Origin of the sequence: Desulfonatronum thiodismutans (genome assembly GCF_000717475.1) — a bacterium.
GTDB lineage: Bacteria > Desulfobacterota > Desulfovibrionia > Desulfovibrionales > Desulfonatronaceae > Desulfonatronum > Desulfonatronum thiodismutans.
On sequence record NZ_JPIK01000025.1, the window covers coordinates 1 to 18,526 of the forward strand.

An 18,526-nucleotide genomic window follows, 5' to 3' on the forward strand; every position below is an offset into this window, starting at 1 on the left:
AGGCAACATATCGAAATATATAGCTTAAGTCAATAGAATTTCTGCAGTGCGACTGTATTAGCTATGCAGCAACTTCACGGATCTAGGGTATACTACATTCGTAGCTTAGCAATGCGTACTTTTTGAGACGCAGGTCTCAGAGGGCATCCGCTGAGAGCGGGATATTTTCGGGCCGGGCAGGTTTTGGCACAAGATTCTAAAATAATTGATTTTTATCAGCATGGCGCGTAGTCTTCGTTCCTTTTCAAAGGAGACGACCATTGCGCTACCAGCAAGACGGATATTTCAGTTTGAGACGACGACATTTATGGACTACATTGCGAATCTGGAACCCTTCTTATGAAAGTTTTAAAATGCTGTCATTAAGACAATTTCGGGTTGCCGCTGAGAAGAACGATAAAGATTTGAGATGGTTATTGCTGGCAAGAAGAAGGCCTGGAGGAAAGAATTCACCTTCTCCCTCTGTGCAAGGAAAATCTTGTTTCCGAAAACACTGGCAAGGTTGATGCATCTGTTGTTATGATTGAGGACATCCTTCAGGAGGCGGGCATGAGCAATGTGATCGGAAAGAATTTCGCCCTGATTGGCGCGGGCGGGTATGTGGCTCCCAAGCATCTGCGGGCCATTCGAGATGTGGGGGGCAAGCTGGTTTCGGCCATGGATCCGGCGGATTCTGTGGGTATATTGGACAGCTACTTCTATGACGTGGAGTTTTTCACCGAATTTGAGCGCTTTGACCGGCATGCGGAGAAAATGCGCCGAATGGGCGAGGAATACCGCATTCACTATGTGTCCATCTGCACCCCCAACTATCTGCACGATGCGCATATGCGTTTTGCTCTACGTATCGGCGCGGACGCAATCTGTGAAAAACCTCTTGTTCTCAACCCTTGGAACTTGGATGTGCTGGAAGAAATGGAACAGGATGCGGGGCGACGCGTCAATTGTATTCTCCAACTCAGACTGCACCCCAGCATCATCGCCTTGAAGCGAAAAATTGACGCCCTGCCTTCAGGGCGAAAGCATTCCATCGACCTAAGCTACATCACCTCCAGGGGGCGCTGGTATTTTACCTCCTGGAAGGGCAACCCGGAAAAATCCGGCGGCATTGCCACGAACATCGGCATTCATTTTTTTGACATGCTTCTGTGGATTTTCGGCCCCCCCCAACACAAGGAAGTCCACCATTCAAGCCCCAAACGCATGGCTGGTTATATTGAACTGGAAAAGGCCAAGGTGCGCTGGTACTTATCCGTTGACCGCACCGACTTGCCGCAGTCCGCTATTGAGGAAGGCAAGCCGGCCTATCGCTCCATCACCATTGACGGCGAGGAGCTGGAATTCTCCGGTGGGTTCACGGATCTGCACACCCAAAGCTATGAACAAATTCTGGCTGGCAATGGGTTCGGCCTGTCCGTCGCACGCCCTTCGATCCATCTGGTCTCGGAACTGCGCCAAGCTAATCCGGTCAGCCGGGAGAATGGCACGGTGCATCCGCTGCTACGTAATAGGTTATAATGCAATTATTTTTTACAATCGGCTATGGCGGTGAATACTGCATGGCAATAAATCAAGGTATCTCAGCATGAATAAAGATAATCTAAGAATTGGTTTGTTAACGTGCATATGGAAAAGACATAATCTCACCAATATCGTTTTAAATTATTATAAAAAGTTACAAAATGATTTAATGAAATCTAATATTGAATTAGAACTTGTAGCTGTTGGTTCTGAAAAAGATGTCAGCAAAAAATTATCTCTTATGAATAATTTTGATTATGTTGAAGCTCCAAATACTCCTTTGGGTTCTAAGTGGAACGCTGGTTGTTTGAAAATGCAAGAAAAGCAAGTTGATGCCACAGTTATTGTAGGTTCAGATGATCTTTTAAACAAAGAAATTTTTTTATTATATAAAGAATGCTTGCTTGGTTCTGCATTGTATATTGGGTTTACGCAGCTATATTTTTATGAATTGCAAAGTGGCAAAATTCTTTTATGGAAAGGATATAACGATGGAAGGAACGTAAAAACAATAGGTTTAGGTAGATGTATACATAAGTCATATCTTGAGATGTTAAATTGGAAGCTATGGAGTGATAATATTGATTGTGGTCTTGATAAAAATATGACTGAAAGACTTTCAACAAAATCATATTTTATTGAAAACTTGGATAAACATCTGCGATTCAAATGCGAATCAAACCCATTTTTCCCTCTTGATATAAAAACAGATTTGAATATGTGGTCTTATTCACAAATAAAAAATCTGTCTGAAAATATTGAATTTGATGAGGACGGATTTATCAGTAATATTTATACAGATAATGTTTACAATAGTCTTATTAAATTGAGGAAAAGGTTGCTTTCTTGTAACTAAATTTTATAATTAGCAGTGGCGATTTAAAAATGAAAAAAATTTCAATATGCATTTTTACATATAATAGATGCAAATATTTAAGTTGCGCTATCAACAGTATAGCATGCCAGATTGATGCTCAATGCGAGGTTATTTTAGTTGATGACGGTTCAACAGATAACACCAGGGATTTGGTTAATGAATACAAATTTATTAATTATTACTACCAAAACAATCAAGGTGCTCCATCTGCGAGAAATAAATGCATAGAGCTATCAGAAGGAGAATATCTATTGTGGCTTGGTAGTGACGATATTTTGCTGCCAGGAACTCTTAAAATTTATATTAATGCGATTAATCAGCACAAGGAATGTAATGTTTTTTATGGAAATTATTTACAATTTGGCGCAAGAAATGCTTTCCGCCCATTCCCTAATTATGAAAAAAGAAATACTTTTTTAGGTGCATATCTTGTAAACGGAAATAAAATTCCTGATGGTGGAACATTAATAAAAAAAAATGTATACGATTTGGCAGGTCACTATAATATAGAATTTCAAAGATGTAATGATTATGAGTTTTGGACAAGAGCTATTAAATATGCAAAATTTTTTCATATTAGAAAAACGGTATATGCTTGGCGTGTTCATGATCAAAACATGACATATCAAAACCCTGATTATTCTTATGAATGTAGAGCAATACAAAATCTAGTAGATAGGTATCCAAGAAAAACAATTTTTCCCCAATACAATTGGAATAACGTCAAACTTGCAGAAGCCCAAACCCAATTACTTTTAGGACAAATATTTCTAAGTTTGGGGGATATTTCACGTGCAATATCATGTATAGAGACATCGATAAAAGTATATGAAACACCGAAAGCCTATCAAGTGTTTGCAGAAATTTTGAGAATTTCAAATAACAATAGGTGGGAACTTTTCATTAATAAGGCAAATCATCTTAAAATCATGGATTATGAAGGGCATGATTTCTGTGCCGAAACAGATGAAAAACCTTACGTCATGCCGTATACTCCATTTGAAATCCCCCCTAAGCATTTTGAGTCATTCCCTGGCTTTGCCCCTATCCTGCCTCTATCGAAACAGGATGAAGCGCTATTAAATGCCATGACTCATTATGAAATGCATCAAAGTAATAAACATGTTTTGCATTACAATATTGTAAAAAAAAATAAATACAAAGTGCTCTTTGTCTGTCACAATTTTCCCCCTTATAACACCGCCGGCGCACAGCTCTTTGCCCTGAAACTAGCTTGGGAACTTAAATCATTTGGCCATGACGTTTCCTTTTTCTATCCCGTAGACATCAGCAAACGCCATCTTGGTGAGGACAAGACGCCTTATGCTGTTACCTCGACGGAATATAAGGGGCTGAAAGTACATCAAATCAACGTCGTGGATGGCGCTACTAATCTGTTCGAAAATCCACAGTATATGTTTGTCAATGAAAGTGTGGAGCAACAATTCGAGGAGCTATTGCGCCGAGAACAGTTTGACCTGGTCCATTTTCACCTACTCTACCGCTTAAGCGCCCGATTGCCCTTGATCACGAATTCATTGAGGATCCCCACTGTGGCCACTCTGCATGACCGTTGGCTACTTTGTGCCATGGGGCACTTGATTGATACCAGGGGACGGGAATGCTCTGGGCCTGAATCACCAGAAAAGTGCACAAGGTGCTTGAGTGGATTCCAAGCTGATCTCTCCGAGGAAGTGATTGAGTTTTTCCGTTTAAGGCAGCTTGTTAACCAAAGCGGTTATAAGGCAATAGACAGAAAGTTTTCGCCTTCAAAATACTTAGCTGTAGAGCATCGTCGCTATGGTTATTTAGAACCGAGTGTGCTCGCCCTGGGGTGGCCTGCTGTTCAAGCTAACCGTTCAAATCCAACGAAAGGAAGTAAATATGTTTTGGGCTTCATCGGGCGTATTGTTTACCTGAAAGGTTTGGATCTACTTGTGAAAGCATTGAACCTCCTGGAAATGCCTTTGTTAGGTAAATTAGAACTGCATATTCACGGAACCGTGCTTCAACCGCAGTTTTTTGACGCTGTTATGGAAACGGTCAAAGACAATGCTGATGTCAAATTTTTTGGACCGTACAAACAGGATGACCTCGGCAATATTCTTGCTTCCTTTGACGTTACCGTGATCCCTTCCCGCCAGGAAAACTATCCCTTAACCCTCTTGGAGTCTCTTTCCGCCAAAGTGCCGGTGATCGCCTCTGATGTTGGCGGAGTGCGGGAAATGTTCCAGGACAAGGTGGAAGGCTTTCTCTTTCCGCGGGAGGATACAACGCGACTGGCGAAAATCATCCGCATGCTCCTGACGCAGCCCGACCTCTTGACCACCATGCGCACCAAGATCCGTCCGATCAAGACCATGCGGCAGAATGCGGAGGAGTATGTGGGGGTGTATGAAGAAGTGCTTGAATTATAATGGAAATGCTGGGGTGCTGGGATAAGATATAATGCTGGAATGCTGGGATAAGATATAATGCTGGGATGCTGGGATGCTGGGATGCTGGGATGCTGGGATTGAAAGATAAGTGCCGGAGGGTGGGAGGATGAAGTATACGAGGTTTGAGGATTTGCCGTGCTGGCAGAAGGCCAGGGAGCTTTGCTGGGCGGTTTATCGTCTTCGAGGCTTTAGGCATGATGATCAGGTCAGGATTGTGGCGATTTTGGCCAGGACTTCGTCCACGATTTCTTTTGGGACACTCTCCAGTTTTCGGGCTTGACGCGAGGCTAGGTCAATGGCCCTGGGCTGGTCGCATCTGATGACCCCGGTAGTCTTTGTTCCCGTGCCGCTCAGGGATACGGCGAATCCGGCGGTACGCGCGAAATCTCCGCCTGTGGTAACAGGGAGGACAACCGGAGTTTTCGTCAGTTGATTAAACGCCAAAGGCGACACGATCATTACGGGTCGTTTTCCTCGCTGTTCATGGCCGGATGTTGGATCCAGCGACACCAGATAGATATCTCCTCTTTCCATCACAACAACTCGCTGCCAGTCGGCTTGCTCTCCAGCCAAGCCTGGTCATCGGCGCTTTTTTCCCGCGAGGGATCACATTGGACGAGAAGTTCGTCCAGAGTGTATTGTGGGCTTGGCGACGGTTTGACCAGCAAAGAGCCGCTGTCGACGGAAAGGCCGACTTTTGAGCCAACGTTCAATTTTAGCAAGTCAAGGATCACGGGGGGGACGGCCAACATTACCGAGCCGCCGACTTTGCGAAGGTTTGTCGTGAGCATATTTTGTCTCTCCTGGTTTTGTTATATTAAAATATAATCTGGTCGAAGTCCCTTGTCAATCCGAGAATCTTGAAAATACTGGGATGCTGGCATGCTGGGATGCTGGAATTACATAAGAAATGCTGGGATGATAAAGACAATGCTGGTCCTGGTGAAATCAGCTACGCTGGCCTTCGACATTTTACGTGGTAAAAATGTTGGGATGCATTGTGATGGTTTAAAGGGAGAATTTGGTTGACATTATGTTTGTAGAACATTATTTTTCTCGTGTATTATTTTATGGGAGAGGGATATGTTCGTCAATAGGGAAAGAGAGATTCTGCGGTTAAAACAGGCTCTTGGCCGGGAGAGAGCCTGTCTGGTCGTTGTTTATGGTCGCCGGAGATGCGGGAAAACAACACTTTTGCGGCATGTCCTTCCGGCGAACGCCATTTATTTCGCGGCGGACCAAAGGGATCAGACCTTGCAAATCGCCGCCCTGGCAAGGCAGGCGGACAAGCTGGTTCCTGGGTTTGGCAAGCCTGCTTATCCAGACTGGGAAAGTCTTTTCACAAGCCTCAATCTCGCTCTGCAGGAACGGGCAACGCTGTGCATCGACGAGTTTCCCTATCTGGTCAAGAACTGTCCGGAACTCCCCTCGATCATCCAGCGGCTGGTGGATGCAAAAAGTCTGCGGTACCATTTGATACTTTGCGGGTCTTCGCAACAGATGATGCATGGCATGGTGCTGGACGGCGCCTCCCCGCTCTATGGGCGCTCTGATGAGGTTCTGCGCGTCAAGCCCATGGGGATCTCTCATCTTAAGGCGTATCTGGATGTCGATGCCATCGATGCGGTGCGAGAATTCGGAGTGTGGGGCGGTGTCCCCCGGTATTGGGAGATCCGTAAGCAGGTCGGCGGTTTTGCCGATGCCGTTAAGAACAACATCCTGGATCAATTCGGCGTGCTTCATGAAGAGCCTGAGCGGCTCTTTTATGATGAAATGCGTACGTCGACCCAGGCGTATTCCATCTTGTGCCTGATCGGCGCGGGTTGTCACCGGGTTTCGGAAATCGCGGGCCGTTTGGGAAAACCGGCCACCCACCTGTCCCGGCTGCTCGGTTTTCTCATCGACCTCGGGTATGTCCGCAGGGAACTTCCTTTTGGCGAGTCGGTTCGTTCCACCAAAAAAACCCTCTATAAAATTGACGATCCTTTTTTGAATTTCTTCTTCACTTTTCTCGTTCCCAACAAAAGCAGGCTTGAGTTCGGGCTGGTCGATCAAGTCTGGGGCGACATCATCAGACAGTATGATCAATATCTTTCGGGGACATGGGAACATCTTTGCCGCGGCGCGGTCCCGTTTCTTGAGTTTGACGGCAAGCGCTTCAGCCCATCGACCCGCTGGTGGGGAGCCGGCCTGGACGGCAAGCCCATGGAACTGGACCTGGTGGCGGAATCCGTTGATCAAAGCACTCTCCTGCTTGGTGAGGTCAAGTGGGGCGATAAGGTCAATCTGGGTGCGCTACGCGGAGAACTGGAGCGCAAGGTTGGACAGGCTTCGTTTATCAAGGGCAGGCAAGTGATTACGGCCTTGTTTGTGAAGAAGGCCCGAAAAGAGAGTTTCTCCGACATGGGATGCAACGTTCTAACTCCGGGCATGGTTATCGACTGCATGGGGTGAAGGATTTGAAATGCTGAGATGCTGGAATGCTGGGATAAGATATAAGACATCATACTGGAATTCTGGAATGCTGGGATGCTGGGATAGAAAGATAAGTGTTGGAGGTGGGTGGATGAAGTATACCAGATTTGAGGATTTGCCATGCTGGCAGAAGGCGAGGGAGCTTTGCAGGACGGTTTATCGGCTCATCAATAAGCACCAGTTTTCCAGGGATTACAGTTTGAAGGATCAGATATGGAGGGCGGCCGGATCGGCCATGGACAATATTGCGGAAGGTTTCGGCGATTCTTCGGTCAAGGAGTTTGTCAAGTTTCTGGGGTATGCATTGCGGTCGTGCAGCGAGGTGCAGTCGCAATTGTACCGGGCTCTGGACTGCGGGTATATCAGCCAGGATGAATTTGATGAAACGTATGGTCTTGCGGGCGATTGCAGGGCGCAGGTCAAGGGTTTTCGGGGGTATTTGCGGAAGAGGATTTAAGCAACATGCTGGGATGCTGGGATGCTGGAATTACATAAGAAATGCTGGAATGCTGGAATTATAAAGGCAATGCTGGAATGCTGGGATAAGACAGAATGTTGGAATACTGGAATACTGGGAAAATATTGACAAGCCCTTGTTGATCGGCAAGAATGGTCTCTCCGAATTAGGAGATAATAAGGAGCTCATTATGTCATATTTGCAGGTCAAGGACTTGAAAAAAACACGGGAATTGTGGGGTCGGTTGGAGCGGGACCGTGAGCTGGTCATCACCAAGGATGGGCAGCCCAGGGCGATCATGATCAGCGTGGAGCCCGAAGATCTTGAGTCTTCCCTGGTTGAAATCCGGCGGGCACTTTTTTCAGCCGCGGTGGGGCGAGTACGCAGGCGGGCCGAGACACTGCCGTCGGCTGATGACGACATTGCCCTGGTCATTGAGGAAAGCCGACGAGAACGGTGATGATCGTGGTCATTGACACCAATGTTCTTGTTTCCGGCATGATCAACCCGCATGGCCCACCAGGCCGCCTTGTGGACCTGCTCCGTTCCGGCGCTTTACGCCTTGCTGTTGATGACCGGATTCTTGCTGAATACGTTGATGTTTTGAACCGACCACGACTCTCCCGCTACTTTGCTTCTACGGATCTCGCACAGATTGTTGATTACCTGCGGTGCGGCAGCATGCATGTACTGGTCAGGCGGCATATCAGAGATCTGCCGGATCAAAGCGATGCGCCGTTTCTTGAAGTGGCCATGGACGCAAAGGTTCCTTTGATTACCGGTAATATTCGGCATTATCCGGATGAGTGGCGACAAGAATGTGCCATTCTTAAGCCAGCCGATTTTCTGAACAGCTTGTCTGATACATAAAAATGGAGATAATTGAATTATAAAGACAATGCTGGGATGTTGGGATGCTGGGTTTAAAACATGATCTGGAGTGCTGGAGTTTGAACCGTGAGAGCGGCGCTCCGGACTGGACGCATCCCATCAAACTTTTGCGTGTCCTTGATCACGACGACCACCATAGACTTGTACAAGAATCCACATTGAAGCTCGTTTTTTTTCTCGAAGTTTCAATAAATGATTATTGGCGCTTAACTTGCACGGCATCTCCTGATTTTACCATCTTTCAATCCAGGAGGGACCATGAAAGCCGTTATCCTGGCCGCCGGCGTGGGAAGTCGCCTGGGGCGTCCGTTTCCCAAGTGCATGAGTTTGCTTCCGGATGGCGAGCAGATCCTTGGAAGGCAAATCCGTCTTTTTCGCGAGGCCGGTATTCGGGAAATCATCGTGGTGGTCGGGTTCAAGAAAAGTCTGATCATGGAAGAATTTCCAAGTATCTTTTACAAGTACAATCCCTTCTTCTACATTACCAATACATCGAAGAGTCTGCTCCATGCGCTGGAGCACCTGGACGACGATGTGCTCTGGGCCAATGGCGACGTGGTTTTTGATCGCGAAGTGGTTGAAGCCGTGGTAGCCCAGCCTGGAAACGTCGTTGCCGTGGATCGCAAGCGATGCGGGGCGGAAGAGGTCAAGTACAGGGCCGACGGGCATGGGCGGCTTTTAGAGATTTCCAAGCAGGTGGACCGCGCGCATGGAGAGGCCGTGGGGGTGAACAGGGTCTCGCGGGAGGATTTGCCCGCCTTGGTTCGTTCCCTGACGGCGTGTCAAGATGATGACTATTTTGAAAAGGGCATCGAAGACTGCCTTGGTCTCGGGGTGGCTTTTCAGGTCCTGGATATTTCCGCCCACCGGTGCATCGAAGTGGACTTTGATGAAGACCTGCGGGAAGCGCGAAGAATGTTCGGCGCGGAATCCTCGCGGTCCGTTCAACCTCTGCCCTCGGAGTTTGTCAGGAGTGAGCTCCGAGGTTCCCATTCCGGATTGGAATTGATGCGCCGGGAGTTGTCCCTGGCCGCGTCGGTGGCCTGACAGTCCGTTGAAAAACACCAAAATGCCGCGTCGCTGCAAAAATTTCAAACTCTCACGTATCAAAAAATACGCTTCGACCTTGCACTGTTTTTGCTCCTTGCACTTTGGATTTTTGAACGGACTGCAACAATTGTCTTTTTCAAAACTCAGTTAACGGGGTTTGCTACGGAGGGCCGATGGATTTCGCGACGATTGCAGACGCTACCGACGTTGACTTGCTTTTTTACGCCGAGCGGAGTCTGCATTTGTCTTTTCTGGAGCCGATTCACGATTATTTTCAAAAGCGGTATCCGGAACTGCGCTTGGCCTTTTCCGCGCCGGACTTCCAGGCGCCTCGCGAGGACATGCCGGGTTGGGGGGTGGAAGCGGCGACCGTTTCCCGACTCCGCCAAAAGACGCTCTTCCTTTCCTCGACCCAAGCCGTGCGTCCAAGGGTCAGCGTGGTGGCCGATGCCTGCCACTTTAACCTGCCCCGGCATGGCAAGGTGGTCAACGTCGGCCATGGCCTGATCTGCAAGGGAATGTACTACCGACGTGATCCCGTGGTCCGAAGAGAAAATCTTTCCGACCTGCTCTGCGTTCCCGGGCCGTGGCACAAGCGCCGTCTACAGGACAACGTTTTCTCGCCGATCCGGGTGACCGGCTTCATCAAATCGGATCGGCTCTTTTCCCCTCAAGCCATGGGCAAGCGGGGGTTCTGCGCCAAACACGACCTGGACCCTGGGAAACCGATGGTGCTTTTCGCCCCGACGTTCAACCCTGAGCTTTCCGCCATTCCCCATGTCTGGGACAAGGTGACGACCCTGGGCGACGACCAGACGACCATCGGCGTCAAGCTGCATCACATGACCCCCGAGCCGTGGAAGGAACTCTACAGGCGATTGGCCGCGCAACGGGACGACGTGGTCTTTCTGAGCGACGCGGACTACTCCGGCATGATGCATGCCGCGGACGTGATGGTCAGCGACGTGTCCTCCATGTTCGTGGAGTTCATGCTCCTGAACAAGCCGGTGGTGCTATTCAACAGTCCGCAGTTGGAATCGTTTGAAAACTATGATCCGTCCGACCTGGAGCACAAGGTCCGGGATGCCGTCCTGGAGGCGGATAGTGTGGGTGCCCTCCGGAAAAAGGTGGACAAGGCGTTGGACCAGCCCGAGATTCTGGAGGAGGAACGCCTGCAGTATATCGAAGAACTGGATTATGGCCGTGACGGCAAGTCCGTTCAACGTGCCGCCGAGGCTATTCGGGAACTGTTGACCCGGCCTCGAAAAACCCGGTCTCGGCCTAAATACTCGGTGCTACTGGAGTTGGATCAGACCGCGGACTCGTTCGCGGAGCGGGAGTCCATCTCGGAAGTTCTGGCCAAATCCGAAGACTTGCCCATGGAACTTCTACCGGTGAAGGTTCCCGCCGGAGCGGCGAGTCACGGCGGCTTCGGGATTGGGCGTGAGAAGTCCGTGCTTGGGGGCCATCGGCTTGCGCAGGCTTGTGCCGCGGCCAAGGGAGAGTGGGTGGTCCTGGTACAACCGGGTTGGGTCTTGCCAAAGCAGTGGTTGAAATGGATGGAAAACCACTTCCTTTGGCACCGGCATGTAGGGATGGTCAAGGTTCTTGCGGATTCAAAGCAGGTGCGTCGGGTTTACGACCTGTTGTTTCCCGATCGCCTGTTTATCTCCGACAACGAAGAACTGGCCTGGAGCTTCCGCAACTTCGGCATCGGCTCCGCGGCCTTTAATGATCGCATTCCCTCCCCCTGCGTGATGCTTCCGAAGGTTGCCGCGCTGGCGCTTGCCAAACGATATTCCGAGGGTGAGAGTTTTTCCGGATTCATTCGGAATGCGGATGATGGTTTGATCAGCGCTGGGTATCTGAGTGCGACGGCATTGGAAACGTATGTGCATACCGTGTAATTCCGTTTTATAATGAGGAGTAGTCGTGCGTATCGAAACTTTTCTTGAATTGCTTCTTGAAGCTGTTACTGAAAATCCCAATATAAATTTGGTGCGAGAGAAAGCTGTAAAGATAGTTCAAGAAATACGAGAGACTGGAAATCATGAGTTGGCGGATGCCTTGGACAAAATCATGGAAAGAAGGATGGCTCGCCAAGACCATGGAACATATAAAAATTATTGGAACTATCTTGCAAAAGAAATGTCACCTGATTTGGCGACAGGTGGCGGAAAAGATATGCATGAGCAGCAGTACATTTATTTGGTTCATGAATGCGGACTTCAAAAAGATGATTTGTTTCTAGATATTGGAACAGGTTCGTTGCGTGGATCTAAGAAAGTGATTACGTATCTTGAAAAGAAGCATTTTCACGGTATGGATATATCAGAGGAACTTATTTGTTTCGCAAAAAATCGCGTCGCAAATAATCATGATTTAATGCAGAAAGAGCCATGGTTGGAGATTGATGACAGATTCCGTTTTTCAAAAACATTTCCGGGAAAATGTTTCAATTTTTGTTTTGCAAAATCTATATTTACGCATATCTATCCAGATGCAGTCTGGGACTGTCTCGTGCAGTTGCGGAAAGTCGTTCACAATTCCGGAAAATTTTATGCAACAATTTTTAAAGATAATAATGTTAAAGTGTATCATGGAGATGTGAAAAAAATGTACTATAATACGGAGTGGCTTGCTGAAACAAGCGATTTGGCGGGCTGGAGCCTTGAAGAAATCGGAGATACAAGAGTTGGGCAATACATGTGCCTTTTCAAGCCCATTCCAATCCAATATTGCTAAGCATCATAATATCTTCTGAGTCAGTTGTGACACGTCAACCTCAAGATACATTTCGGTTGCTCTTCTTCGTGGAGCGTAACCTTCATCTCCCTTTTCTTGAGCCGATTCACGACTACTTCCAGCAACACCTTCCCGGTTTTGAACTCGCTTTCGCTTCACCTGAATATTCTGAATCCATCCAGGGGACGTTAGGCCGCGGCCTGGATGCCCGAACCGTGGAGCGGCTTTCCGCCAAGGCGCGGTATGTCGTCGACATCCGGGCCTATGCACCGGACGTCACCGTGGTCGCGGATATCGGGGCCGCGTACATTCTGCGTGATTGCGGGCGGATCGTGAACGTGGGGCACGGGATGATCAGCAAGGGCTGTTTTTATACCCGCCAGCCGATTGTCAAACGAGAGAATATCGCCGACCTGATCTGCGTTCCCGGGGAGTGGCATCGCGATATTTTAGCTGAGAACGTCTTTTCAGTCATCGTGCCCACGGGCTTCATCAAGGCCGATGGTCTTTTCGGGCCCAAGGCCTTTACCAGAGATCGGTTTTGCCACGATTGGGAGATTCCTCGGGACGCGAGGATTCTGCTCTTCGCGCCGACCTACAACGAAGAGCTTTCCGCCATCCCGTTTGTCCAAGAGCGCATTGTCGAGCTTGCCCGGGCCGAAGGGGATGGGGAGACGCATCTGGTCATCAAGCTGCACGGCATGACGGATCGGCGATGGATCGATCTGTATGTCGCCGCTGCCGCGACCAACCCGCGGGTTCATGTCCTCCCGATCACCTATGACCTGACCCGGGTCATGGTCGCGGCGGATGTGATGATCAGCGATGTATCCTCGGCCTTCGTAGAGTTCATGCTCCTGGACCGCCCTATTGTTCTGTTCGACAATCCTCGGAAGTCCGAATTCCAGCACTTCGACCCCTTGGACTTGGAATACCAGGTCCGTGACGCCTGCACCGTGGTTTCTTCCTGGGAGGAGTTGCGCGATGCCGTGGACCGTGAACTGCGTGAGCCGACCCGCCTTTCCGCCTTGCGACGACACTATGCCGATCGGATGTGCCTTGGACGGGACGGACGCGGCGTGGAGCGGGCCGCCCTGGCTATTGCCGGCCTTCCGCGGATGCGTCATCCCGTTTCGTTTACGGTTGTGATTCCCTGGCGCGGTGGTGAGGCGGAGATGATCGCGAAAACGTCGCGCACGGTGCGACATGACAACCCCGGAATTGACCTGGAGCTGGTCTTTGTCGGGCGACGTCCGATGGGATCGGCTCTGGAATCGGATGATCGGTGGGTGGACTGCGCCTATCCGACGGGTCAGTTCCTCGATCAAGCCGTGACCTGTGCCCGGCATGATCATGTGGCCTTCTGGGACCCTCGGCTCGTGACTCCGGCGGGTTGGTTGCGGCAACTTGCGAATTACTTTCGCTGGGAGCCGAAGACCGGGGTGGTGCAAGCCATCGGCCCCGGCATGGAGCAGCGCGTTTTGCTGGAACACATGCTGCCCGGCGGCGAACGGAAAAACGACGCGGACGTGGCCTTCATCTTCCACCGCTTTTTGCAAGGCGGCGGCATGACCGTGGGCGGGCTGGACACGGCCTGCTTTTTGATCCGCAAGGACGTCTACGCTGCCGGCGGAGGTTTTCCTCCCGACTTGGGCTGGGAGCAGGCCATGGAGCGTCTGGGGCTGGCTGTCCGGCGCTCCGGGTTGGGGGTGCGGCGTGCGGTGGAAACCTATGTTTATCCGCTCCACAACGTCATGGCGGGAGTCGATCAAATGAGGAAGTCCGGACCCGTGAGAAGCAATGAAGCGCTGCTCAAAACCGCCTCGGTTCCCGATGTCAGCATCATCATTCCCGTTTGCGGCAACAAGAACCTGACACGGGACTGCATCCGGTCGATTCTGGAAAATACGTCGAACGTTCCCTTTGAGATCATAGCCGTGGACAACGGATCAACGGATGGGACCTCGGAAATGCTGATCAGCCTGGAACGAGAAGGAACGTTGCGGCGTGTTGCCAACCAGGCGAATTTGGGGTTCGCCAAAGCTTGCAATCAAGGAGCGAAGGCGGCCAATGGGCGATATTTGGTTTTCTTGAACAATGATACACGGGTCCAATGCCGCTGGCTGGATGCGTTGCGGTCCTGCGCGGCCAGGGACGAGCGGATCGGCGCCGTGGGAGCGAAGCTGCTGTTCGAGGACGGCTTGGTGCAGCATGCCGGAGTGGTTTTTGATCACAACCTCAAGCCCGTGCATATCTACAAGTTTTTCCATCCACAGCACCCGGCGGTTCGGCAACAGCGGGAGTTTCAGGCCGTGAGCGCGGCCTGCATGCTTGTCGACAAGGCTGTTTTCGACCGTCTCGGCGGTTTCGACGAGCAGTACGTCAACGGCTACGAGGACGTGGATTTCTGCCTGCGCCTGCGCCGGGCAGGATACAAGGTCGTCTACTGTCCGAAAAGCGTGGTCACGCATCTGGAGAGCCGGACTCCGGGCCGGTTCGAGGCCATGGACCGCAACAAGGAACTGCTGCTGTCCCGCTGGGGCGACGTTTTGGCCGCGGACGAAATGGAAACGTATCATCAGGACGGCATTCAGTACGAGCTGATTGAAGAGCATGAACATGGTCATGTCTGCGTGATGCACGACGCCAACCCAAATCCCTATTGGACGCGGGCCCGGCGACTTGCCGAACAGGGGGGCGTGGACAAGGCCGTTGCGACGTATCAGGAGGCCTATCGGTTTTTTGCTTTTGATCCGCGCAAGTACGTTGTTCTGGAAGAATTGGCCGAACTGACCGAGCGTCATGGCCTGCTGGAGCAGGCCGAGCATTACTGGCGCGGGCTGGTGGAGACGGTCGGGGATCCGGAGCACGTCCTGCGATTGGAGCGGCTGCGGGTTTCGCGAAAACGTCCCGCGCGGAAGTGAGCCTTTTTTCAGCGAGTGGTGAACGGACCGGTCGACCGACTGGGGGCCGGCTTCGGGAATGCCGGCTCCTGGGTGGACAGCCATTTGGTGTAGAGTGCCTCGACGGCTTCGTTCCGGTCCTCATGGGCCTGGGCTATGATGGACCGGGCTCTGGCCGTCAAGGGGGCGGGTTCCTGGAGTTTTGCGAGGATATTGCGTCGTTTCTCCAAAGCCTGTTCCACTAGGATGCCGTTTTTTGCTTGTTGAGCCGTATGGAGCAAACGGGCCATGCCCTCCACGGAGGGTTCGAAGTGGACCTGGAGAAAGCGAATCATGCAGGCCTCGTCCCAGGCCGCGGCCCTTTCCAGGGCCTCGGCAAGCAAGGCGTATCCGGGAGTCCATAACGGCTCTTGCAGCAACCCATCCCATGTCGCTTGCGGACTGGGGCGTGCGCCTGCCTCCGCGTTGAGCCGGGCGAGTCGGTCGTTGGGAAGCGCCACATAAAAGGCCAGCCATGGCGTGAGCCGTGGCTCATACCCGTCCATGGCCGCGAGTTCGAGAATATCCGGTTTGATCGATGCGCCGCAACGGTACAGGAGCAGAGCGGAATTGTCCGCGTCCTTGTCGAAGCGCCCCTGGGTTTGACTGGTCAAATGATAAACGACGCTCTCCGGGATACAGGATATGCGTCGTTTTTTTTTGCGGACTTGGATGCACAGGTCCAGGTCTTCACAGCCATTGCGGTAATCCTTGAAAAAACCGTCGCATTCACGAAACAGTTCGCGTGGGATGAAAAAGGCCGCGCCGCTGATGGCTTGCAATCGACGAGGCTTGCGGACCAAGGGATGGGCGGACGGAAAGTGTTCGTAGATGTGTTCAGCCTGAAAGCCTGGCAAAAAGGCCACTCCCAGGTGCTGAACCCTATCTGATCCCGGATAGAGCAAGAGAGGACCGACCGCGCCCAGGAGCGGATCGGAGCGGAAGGCCTGGAGCAGGGGAGGGGACCAGTTCGGGGTGAGGATGGTGTCGTTGTTCAAAAAGAAGAGAAACTCCCCCGCCGCTTGGTTTGCGCCGATATTGCAGGCCTGACCGAAACCCAGGTTATCGGGCTGGGGAAGATAGTGAAAACGCTCGGGAAAGAGGTTGTTGCCAAGGGCTTTGCAGTGGGTGGCGGTTTCATCCGTGGAGGCGTTGTCCACGACGATGACTTCAAAAAAGCGCCCGGGGGTGTGCTCGCGAAGACTGCGTAGGCACTGTTCAGTCAAGGGCCACTGGTTGAAGACCGGGATGATGATGGAGAGGTGGGGGGAGGTCATGTGTCGGGGCTCTCCGGTATGTTGAGGAGGTGTCTTGCGCTTGCCTGGTAGTAGCGCGCTCGAAGGTCATGGCCTTCAGGCAAGGATTCGCTGAGATGCAGAAACAACGGACGGAGAATGTCGCGGTGGACGTCCGTTGCAATGCGTTGACGTCTGGCGATCAGGGTTGACCAATCGTGTGCGCCTAACCATTTCGTAAAGGCCGCGGCGCGGTGGGAGGCCCGGTGGTCGGCGTAGACCGTGGCCTGGCCTTTGCGGGCCAGGCGGGTGCGCAGCGCGTCGTCGGCCAGGAGGCGGCGAAGCTGGTGGAGCAGGTCCGTGACGTCGCCGCCGTCGGCGGACTGGTCGTAGAGCCAGAGGTTCTCGCCGTGATGAAACAGATCGTCCTGGCCGTGGCCGATGCGCGGGGTAAGCAGGGCCGTGCCGCAGGCCAGAGCCTCAAACACGCGGAAATTGAGGTCGTCCAGGTCGCAGAAGTTGAGGACCACTTTGGCCTGGGGGAACAGTTCGGGGAAGCTGCCCCGGTGGACTTCCAGGTTTGGAAGTTCCTGCTTGAGGGCTTGCAGGGCGCTGTGGCGTCTGGGCGTCAAGTCGGCGTCGACCTTGCCCACGAACAAGGCGTCCCAGATTTGTTCTTTGGGCGCGGGGTGGAGAGTGTCTTGGACAAACGGCGGACTCCAGAGCACGCGGCCGGAATCGAGATATGAACCGGAGAAGCGGGGCAGATGGTCGCGCAGGCTGACCAGGCAAAGATCAAAGGCCTGGGCGTACAATGGGTGCCAGGAATGGATGTGCGAGTCCACGCTATAGAAAACGGTCAGGCTGGGGCAGGTGTGCGGGTCGAGCAGGGGCGGGGGGCCGCTGTAGTCGGCAACGACCAGGACGTCTGGAGGGGTCGGCAGGTCCGCGAACAGTTCGCGCCAAGTGACGGCGGCGGGCTGGTACCGGCGCTTGATCGTTGTGTTCCAGCCGAGGTCGGAAAGGGCTTTGGAGAAAAATGATGCTCCGTACCAGAGCAGGGTGGGTGAGGGGGGGTGCCTGACGTTGTTGGTCATGGAGGGGGTGGGGCCGCCGAAGCGTTAGAGAGGATGAGAAAGCATGGGAATCACCAGCCAGCCTCTGATTTCCTTTTATGGACGAGCAAATCGTGTTGGCGCTGGTTGACGCCTTCCGGGTCCAGCCCGGCTCCTGCATCATAGATGCCAACGATATCCTCCGAATGCTGTATGGATTTGGCTCGTCGCCAGTAACGCAGAATATTCAGGTAGTCGGATTCGTATTTACCGTGAGATTGCCAGCCCTGGCCGCGGACGACCACCAAGTCCCGTGTGAGACAGAGGCAAAGTGGGTCGATATTGCCTTGGCGGACCAGGGATTTGCCAGGTTTGTCCACGGGCAGAAACGGGCTGGTGAAGGCTTTGCCGGCGTCGATCCGGGCGATGAGCATGTCCGCGTCCATATGCCGGAGGTAGGCGGCGAAGGCGCCAGGCATCAAGGCATTGTCGTCGTCAAGGAAAACAAGCCGTTCACCTTTGGCCCGACGGAGCAGGATGTTGCGAATCCCGTTGCCCCAGTTCTGGTCTCGGGGCAGGTCAAAGTAGTGAACATTTTCCGCCGTGACGACCCTATCTCCGCGAATACCATCAAAGCCCACCAGAATCTCCACTTTCTCCGGTTCAAGTTTGCCCGCCACGTGGCTCAAGGCCGCCAGGACGCTCCCGATGGCCAGGGCCAGGGCCTTGGGGCGAGTGCCGCGGCTGGGAATGATGATGGAGAAGAGCATGGTCGCCAAGGATGATTCTTGGTTCACGCGAAGTCGCGAAGCCGCGAAGATGGGAGATGCGGGAATGTTC

At 51.9% G+C, this 18,526-nt stretch carries 16 protein-coding genes; 11 read left to right on the plus strand and 5 right to left on the minus strand.

What is annotated here, in order from left to right:
- Positions 1–549: 549 nt before the first annotated feature.
- The 3 genes from GY33_RS0117315 to GY33_RS20750 all read left to right on the plus strand — a co-directional run bounded on the left by GY33_RS0117315 (position 550) and on the right by GY33_RS20750 (position 4,815).
- On the plus strand, positions 550–1,518 hold the full coding sequence (locus GY33_RS0117315; protein ID WP_031388531.1) for a Gfo/Idh/MocA family protein: 969 nt from the start codon (positions 550–552) through the stop codon (positions 1,516–1,518).
- A gap of 67 nt (positions 1,519–1,585) precedes the next feature.
- A complete protein-coding gene (locus GY33_RS21145; RefSeq protein ID WP_152555243.1) occupies positions 1,586–2,377 on the plus strand; it encodes a hypothetical protein in 792 nt (263 codons plus the stop codon).
- A gap of 29 nt (positions 2,378–2,406) precedes the next feature.
- Positions 2,407–4,815, plus strand: coding sequence for a glycosyltransferase (locus GY33_RS20750; protein ID WP_084185322.1), 2,409 nt, complete (start codon positions 2,407–2,409; stop codon positions 4,813–4,815).
- Between the two features lie 222 nt (positions 4,816–5,037).
- Here the strand turns inward: GY33_RS20750 and GY33_RS0117340 are convergent, their stop codons facing one another.
- Complete coding sequence (locus GY33_RS0117340) at positions 5,038–5,370, minus strand: type II toxin-antitoxin system PemK/MazF family toxin (protein ID WP_031388534.1); 333 nt, start codon at positions 5,368–5,370, stop codon at positions 5,038–5,040.
- Positions 5,370–5,627 carry an AbrB/MazE/SpoVT family DNA-binding domain-containing protein gene (locus tag GY33_RS0117345; protein ID WP_031388535.1) on the minus strand — a complete coding sequence of 86 codons (258 nt, stop codon included), beginning with the start codon at positions 5,625–5,627 and terminating at the stop codon, positions 5,370–5,372. The genes GY33_RS0117340 and GY33_RS0117345 overlap by 1 nt, the downstream gene beginning before the upstream one ends.
- Positions 5,628–5,919: 292 nt before the next feature.
- On the opposite strand from GY33_RS0117345, the gene GY33_RS0117350 reads away from it, so the two are divergent.
- The 8 genes from GY33_RS0117350 (at position 5,920) to GY33_RS20100 (ending at position 15,378) form a co-directional block, all read left to right on the plus strand.
- On the plus strand, positions 5,920–7,290 hold the full coding sequence (locus GY33_RS0117350) for an ATP-binding protein (protein ID WP_031388536.1): 1,371 nt from the start codon (positions 5,920–5,922) through the stop codon (positions 7,288–7,290).
- Positions 7,291–7,402: 112 nt separating this feature from the next.
- Positions 7,403–7,768: a four helix bundle protein gene (locus GY33_RS22025; protein WP_031388537.1), complete on the plus strand. Its 366-nt coding sequence runs from the start codon at positions 7,403–7,405 to the stop codon at positions 7,766–7,768.
- Between the two features lie 190 nt (positions 7,769–7,958).
- Entirely contained in the window at positions 7,959–8,228 is a 270-nt protein-coding gene (locus tag GY33_RS0117360; RefSeq protein WP_031388538.1) for a hypothetical protein, read from the plus strand.
- Complete coding sequence (locus tag GY33_RS0117365) at positions 8,228–8,638, plus strand: putative toxin-antitoxin system toxin component, PIN family (protein WP_031388539.1); 411 nt, start codon at positions 8,228–8,230, stop codon at positions 8,636–8,638. Before GY33_RS0117360 ends, GY33_RS0117365 begins: the two co-directional genes overlap by 1 nt.
- A 279-nt stretch (positions 8,639–8,917) precedes the next feature.
- A complete protein-coding gene (locus GY33_RS0117375) occupies positions 8,918–9,706 on the plus strand; it encodes a phosphocholine cytidylyltransferase family protein (protein ID WP_035272599.1) in 789 nt (262 codons plus the stop codon).
- A gap of 176 nt (positions 9,707–9,882) precedes the next feature.
- Positions 9,883–11,616, plus strand: coding sequence for a CDP-glycerol glycerophosphotransferase family protein (locus tag GY33_RS0117380; RefSeq protein WP_031388541.1), 1,734 nt, complete (start codon positions 9,883–9,885; stop codon positions 11,614–11,616).
- 25 nt (positions 11,617–11,641) lie between these two features.
- Positions 11,642–12,454, plus strand: a complete 813-nt coding sequence (locus GY33_RS0117385) for a methyltransferase domain-containing protein (protein ID WP_031388542.1) — start codon at positions 11,642–11,644, stop codon at positions 12,452–12,454.
- A 26-nt stretch (positions 12,455–12,480) separates the two neighbouring features.
- Positions 12,481–15,378: a glycosyltransferase gene (locus GY33_RS20100; protein ID WP_152555244.1), complete on the plus strand. Its 2,898-nt coding sequence runs from the start codon at positions 12,481–12,483 to the stop codon at positions 15,376–15,378.
- A gap of 8 nt (positions 15,379–15,386) precedes the next feature.
- On the opposite strand, the gene GY33_RS0117395 is transcribed toward GY33_RS20100, so the two are convergent.
- Genes GY33_RS0117395 through GY33_RS0117405 form a run of 3 tightly spaced genes read right to left on the minus strand, consistent with a single transcriptional unit; the run spans position 15,387 to position 18,483 of the window.
- Positions 15,387–16,673, minus strand: coding sequence for a glycosyltransferase family 2 protein (locus tag GY33_RS0117395; protein WP_051822792.1), 1,287 nt, complete (start codon positions 16,671–16,673; stop codon positions 15,387–15,389).
- Positions 16,670–17,728: a glycosyltransferase family protein gene (locus GY33_RS0117400; protein WP_051822793.1), complete on the minus strand. Its 1,059-nt coding sequence runs from the start codon at positions 17,726–17,728 to the stop codon at positions 16,670–16,672. The genes GY33_RS0117395 and GY33_RS0117400 overlap by 4 nt, the downstream gene beginning before the upstream one ends.
- A gap of 50 nt (positions 17,729–17,778) precedes the next feature.
- Positions 17,779–18,483, minus strand: a complete 705-nt coding sequence (locus tag GY33_RS0117405) for a glycosyltransferase family 2 protein (RefSeq protein WP_235185556.1) — start codon at positions 18,481–18,483, stop codon at positions 17,779–17,781.
- Positions 18,484–18,526: the final 43 nt, after the last annotated feature.

Excerpts from the sequence above, each read along its gene's own strand:
- GY33_RS0117345 (WP_031388535.1), bottom strand. The coding sequence starts at position 5,627 with ATGCTCACGACAAACCTTCGCAAAGTCGGCGGCTCGGTAATGTTGGCC.
- GY33_RS22025 (WP_031388537.1), top strand. The coding sequence starts at position 7,403 with ATGAAGTATACCAGATTTGAGGATTTGCCATGCTGGCAGAAGGCGAGG.
- GY33_RS21145 (WP_152555243.1), top strand. The coding sequence starts at position 1,586 with ATGAATAAAGATAATCTAAGAATTGGTTTGTTAACGTGCATATGGAAA.
- GY33_RS0117375 (WP_035272599.1), top strand. The coding sequence starts at position 8,918 with ATGAAAGCCGTTATCCTGGCCGCCGGCGTGGGAAGTCGCCTGGGGCGT.
- GY33_RS0117400 (WP_051822793.1), bottom strand. The coding sequence starts at position 17,728 with ATGACCAACAACGTCAGGCACCCCCCCTCACCCACCCTGCTCTGGTAC.
- GY33_RS0117360 (WP_031388538.1), top strand. The coding sequence starts at position 7,959 with ATGTCATATTTGCAGGTCAAGGACTTGAAAAAAACACGGGAATTGTGG.
- GY33_RS0117340 (WP_031388534.1), bottom strand. The coding sequence starts at position 5,370 with ATGGAAAGAGGAGATATCTATCTGGTGTCGCTGGATCCAACATCCGGC.
- GY33_RS0117365 (WP_031388539.1), top strand. The coding sequence starts at position 8,228 with ATGATCGTGGTCATTGACACCAATGTTCTTGTTTCCGGCATGATCAAC.
- GY33_RS0117380 (WP_031388541.1), top strand. The coding sequence starts at position 9,883 with ATGGATTTCGCGACGATTGCAGACGCTACCGACGTTGACTTGCTTTTT.
- GY33_RS20750 (WP_084185322.1), top strand. The coding sequence starts at position 2,407 with ATGAAAAAAATTTCAATATGCATTTTTACATATAATAGATGCAAATAT.
- GY33_RS0117395 (WP_051822792.1), bottom strand. The coding sequence starts at position 16,673 with ATGACCTCCCCCCACCTCTCCATCATCATCCCGGTCTTCAACCAGTGG.
- GY33_RS0117350 (WP_031388536.1), top strand. The coding sequence starts at position 5,920 with ATGTTCGTCAATAGGGAAAGAGAGATTCTGCGGTTAAAACAGGCTCTT.
- GY33_RS0117315 (WP_031388531.1), top strand. The coding sequence starts at position 550 with ATGAGCAATGTGATCGGAAAGAATTTCGCCCTGATTGGCGCGGGCGGG.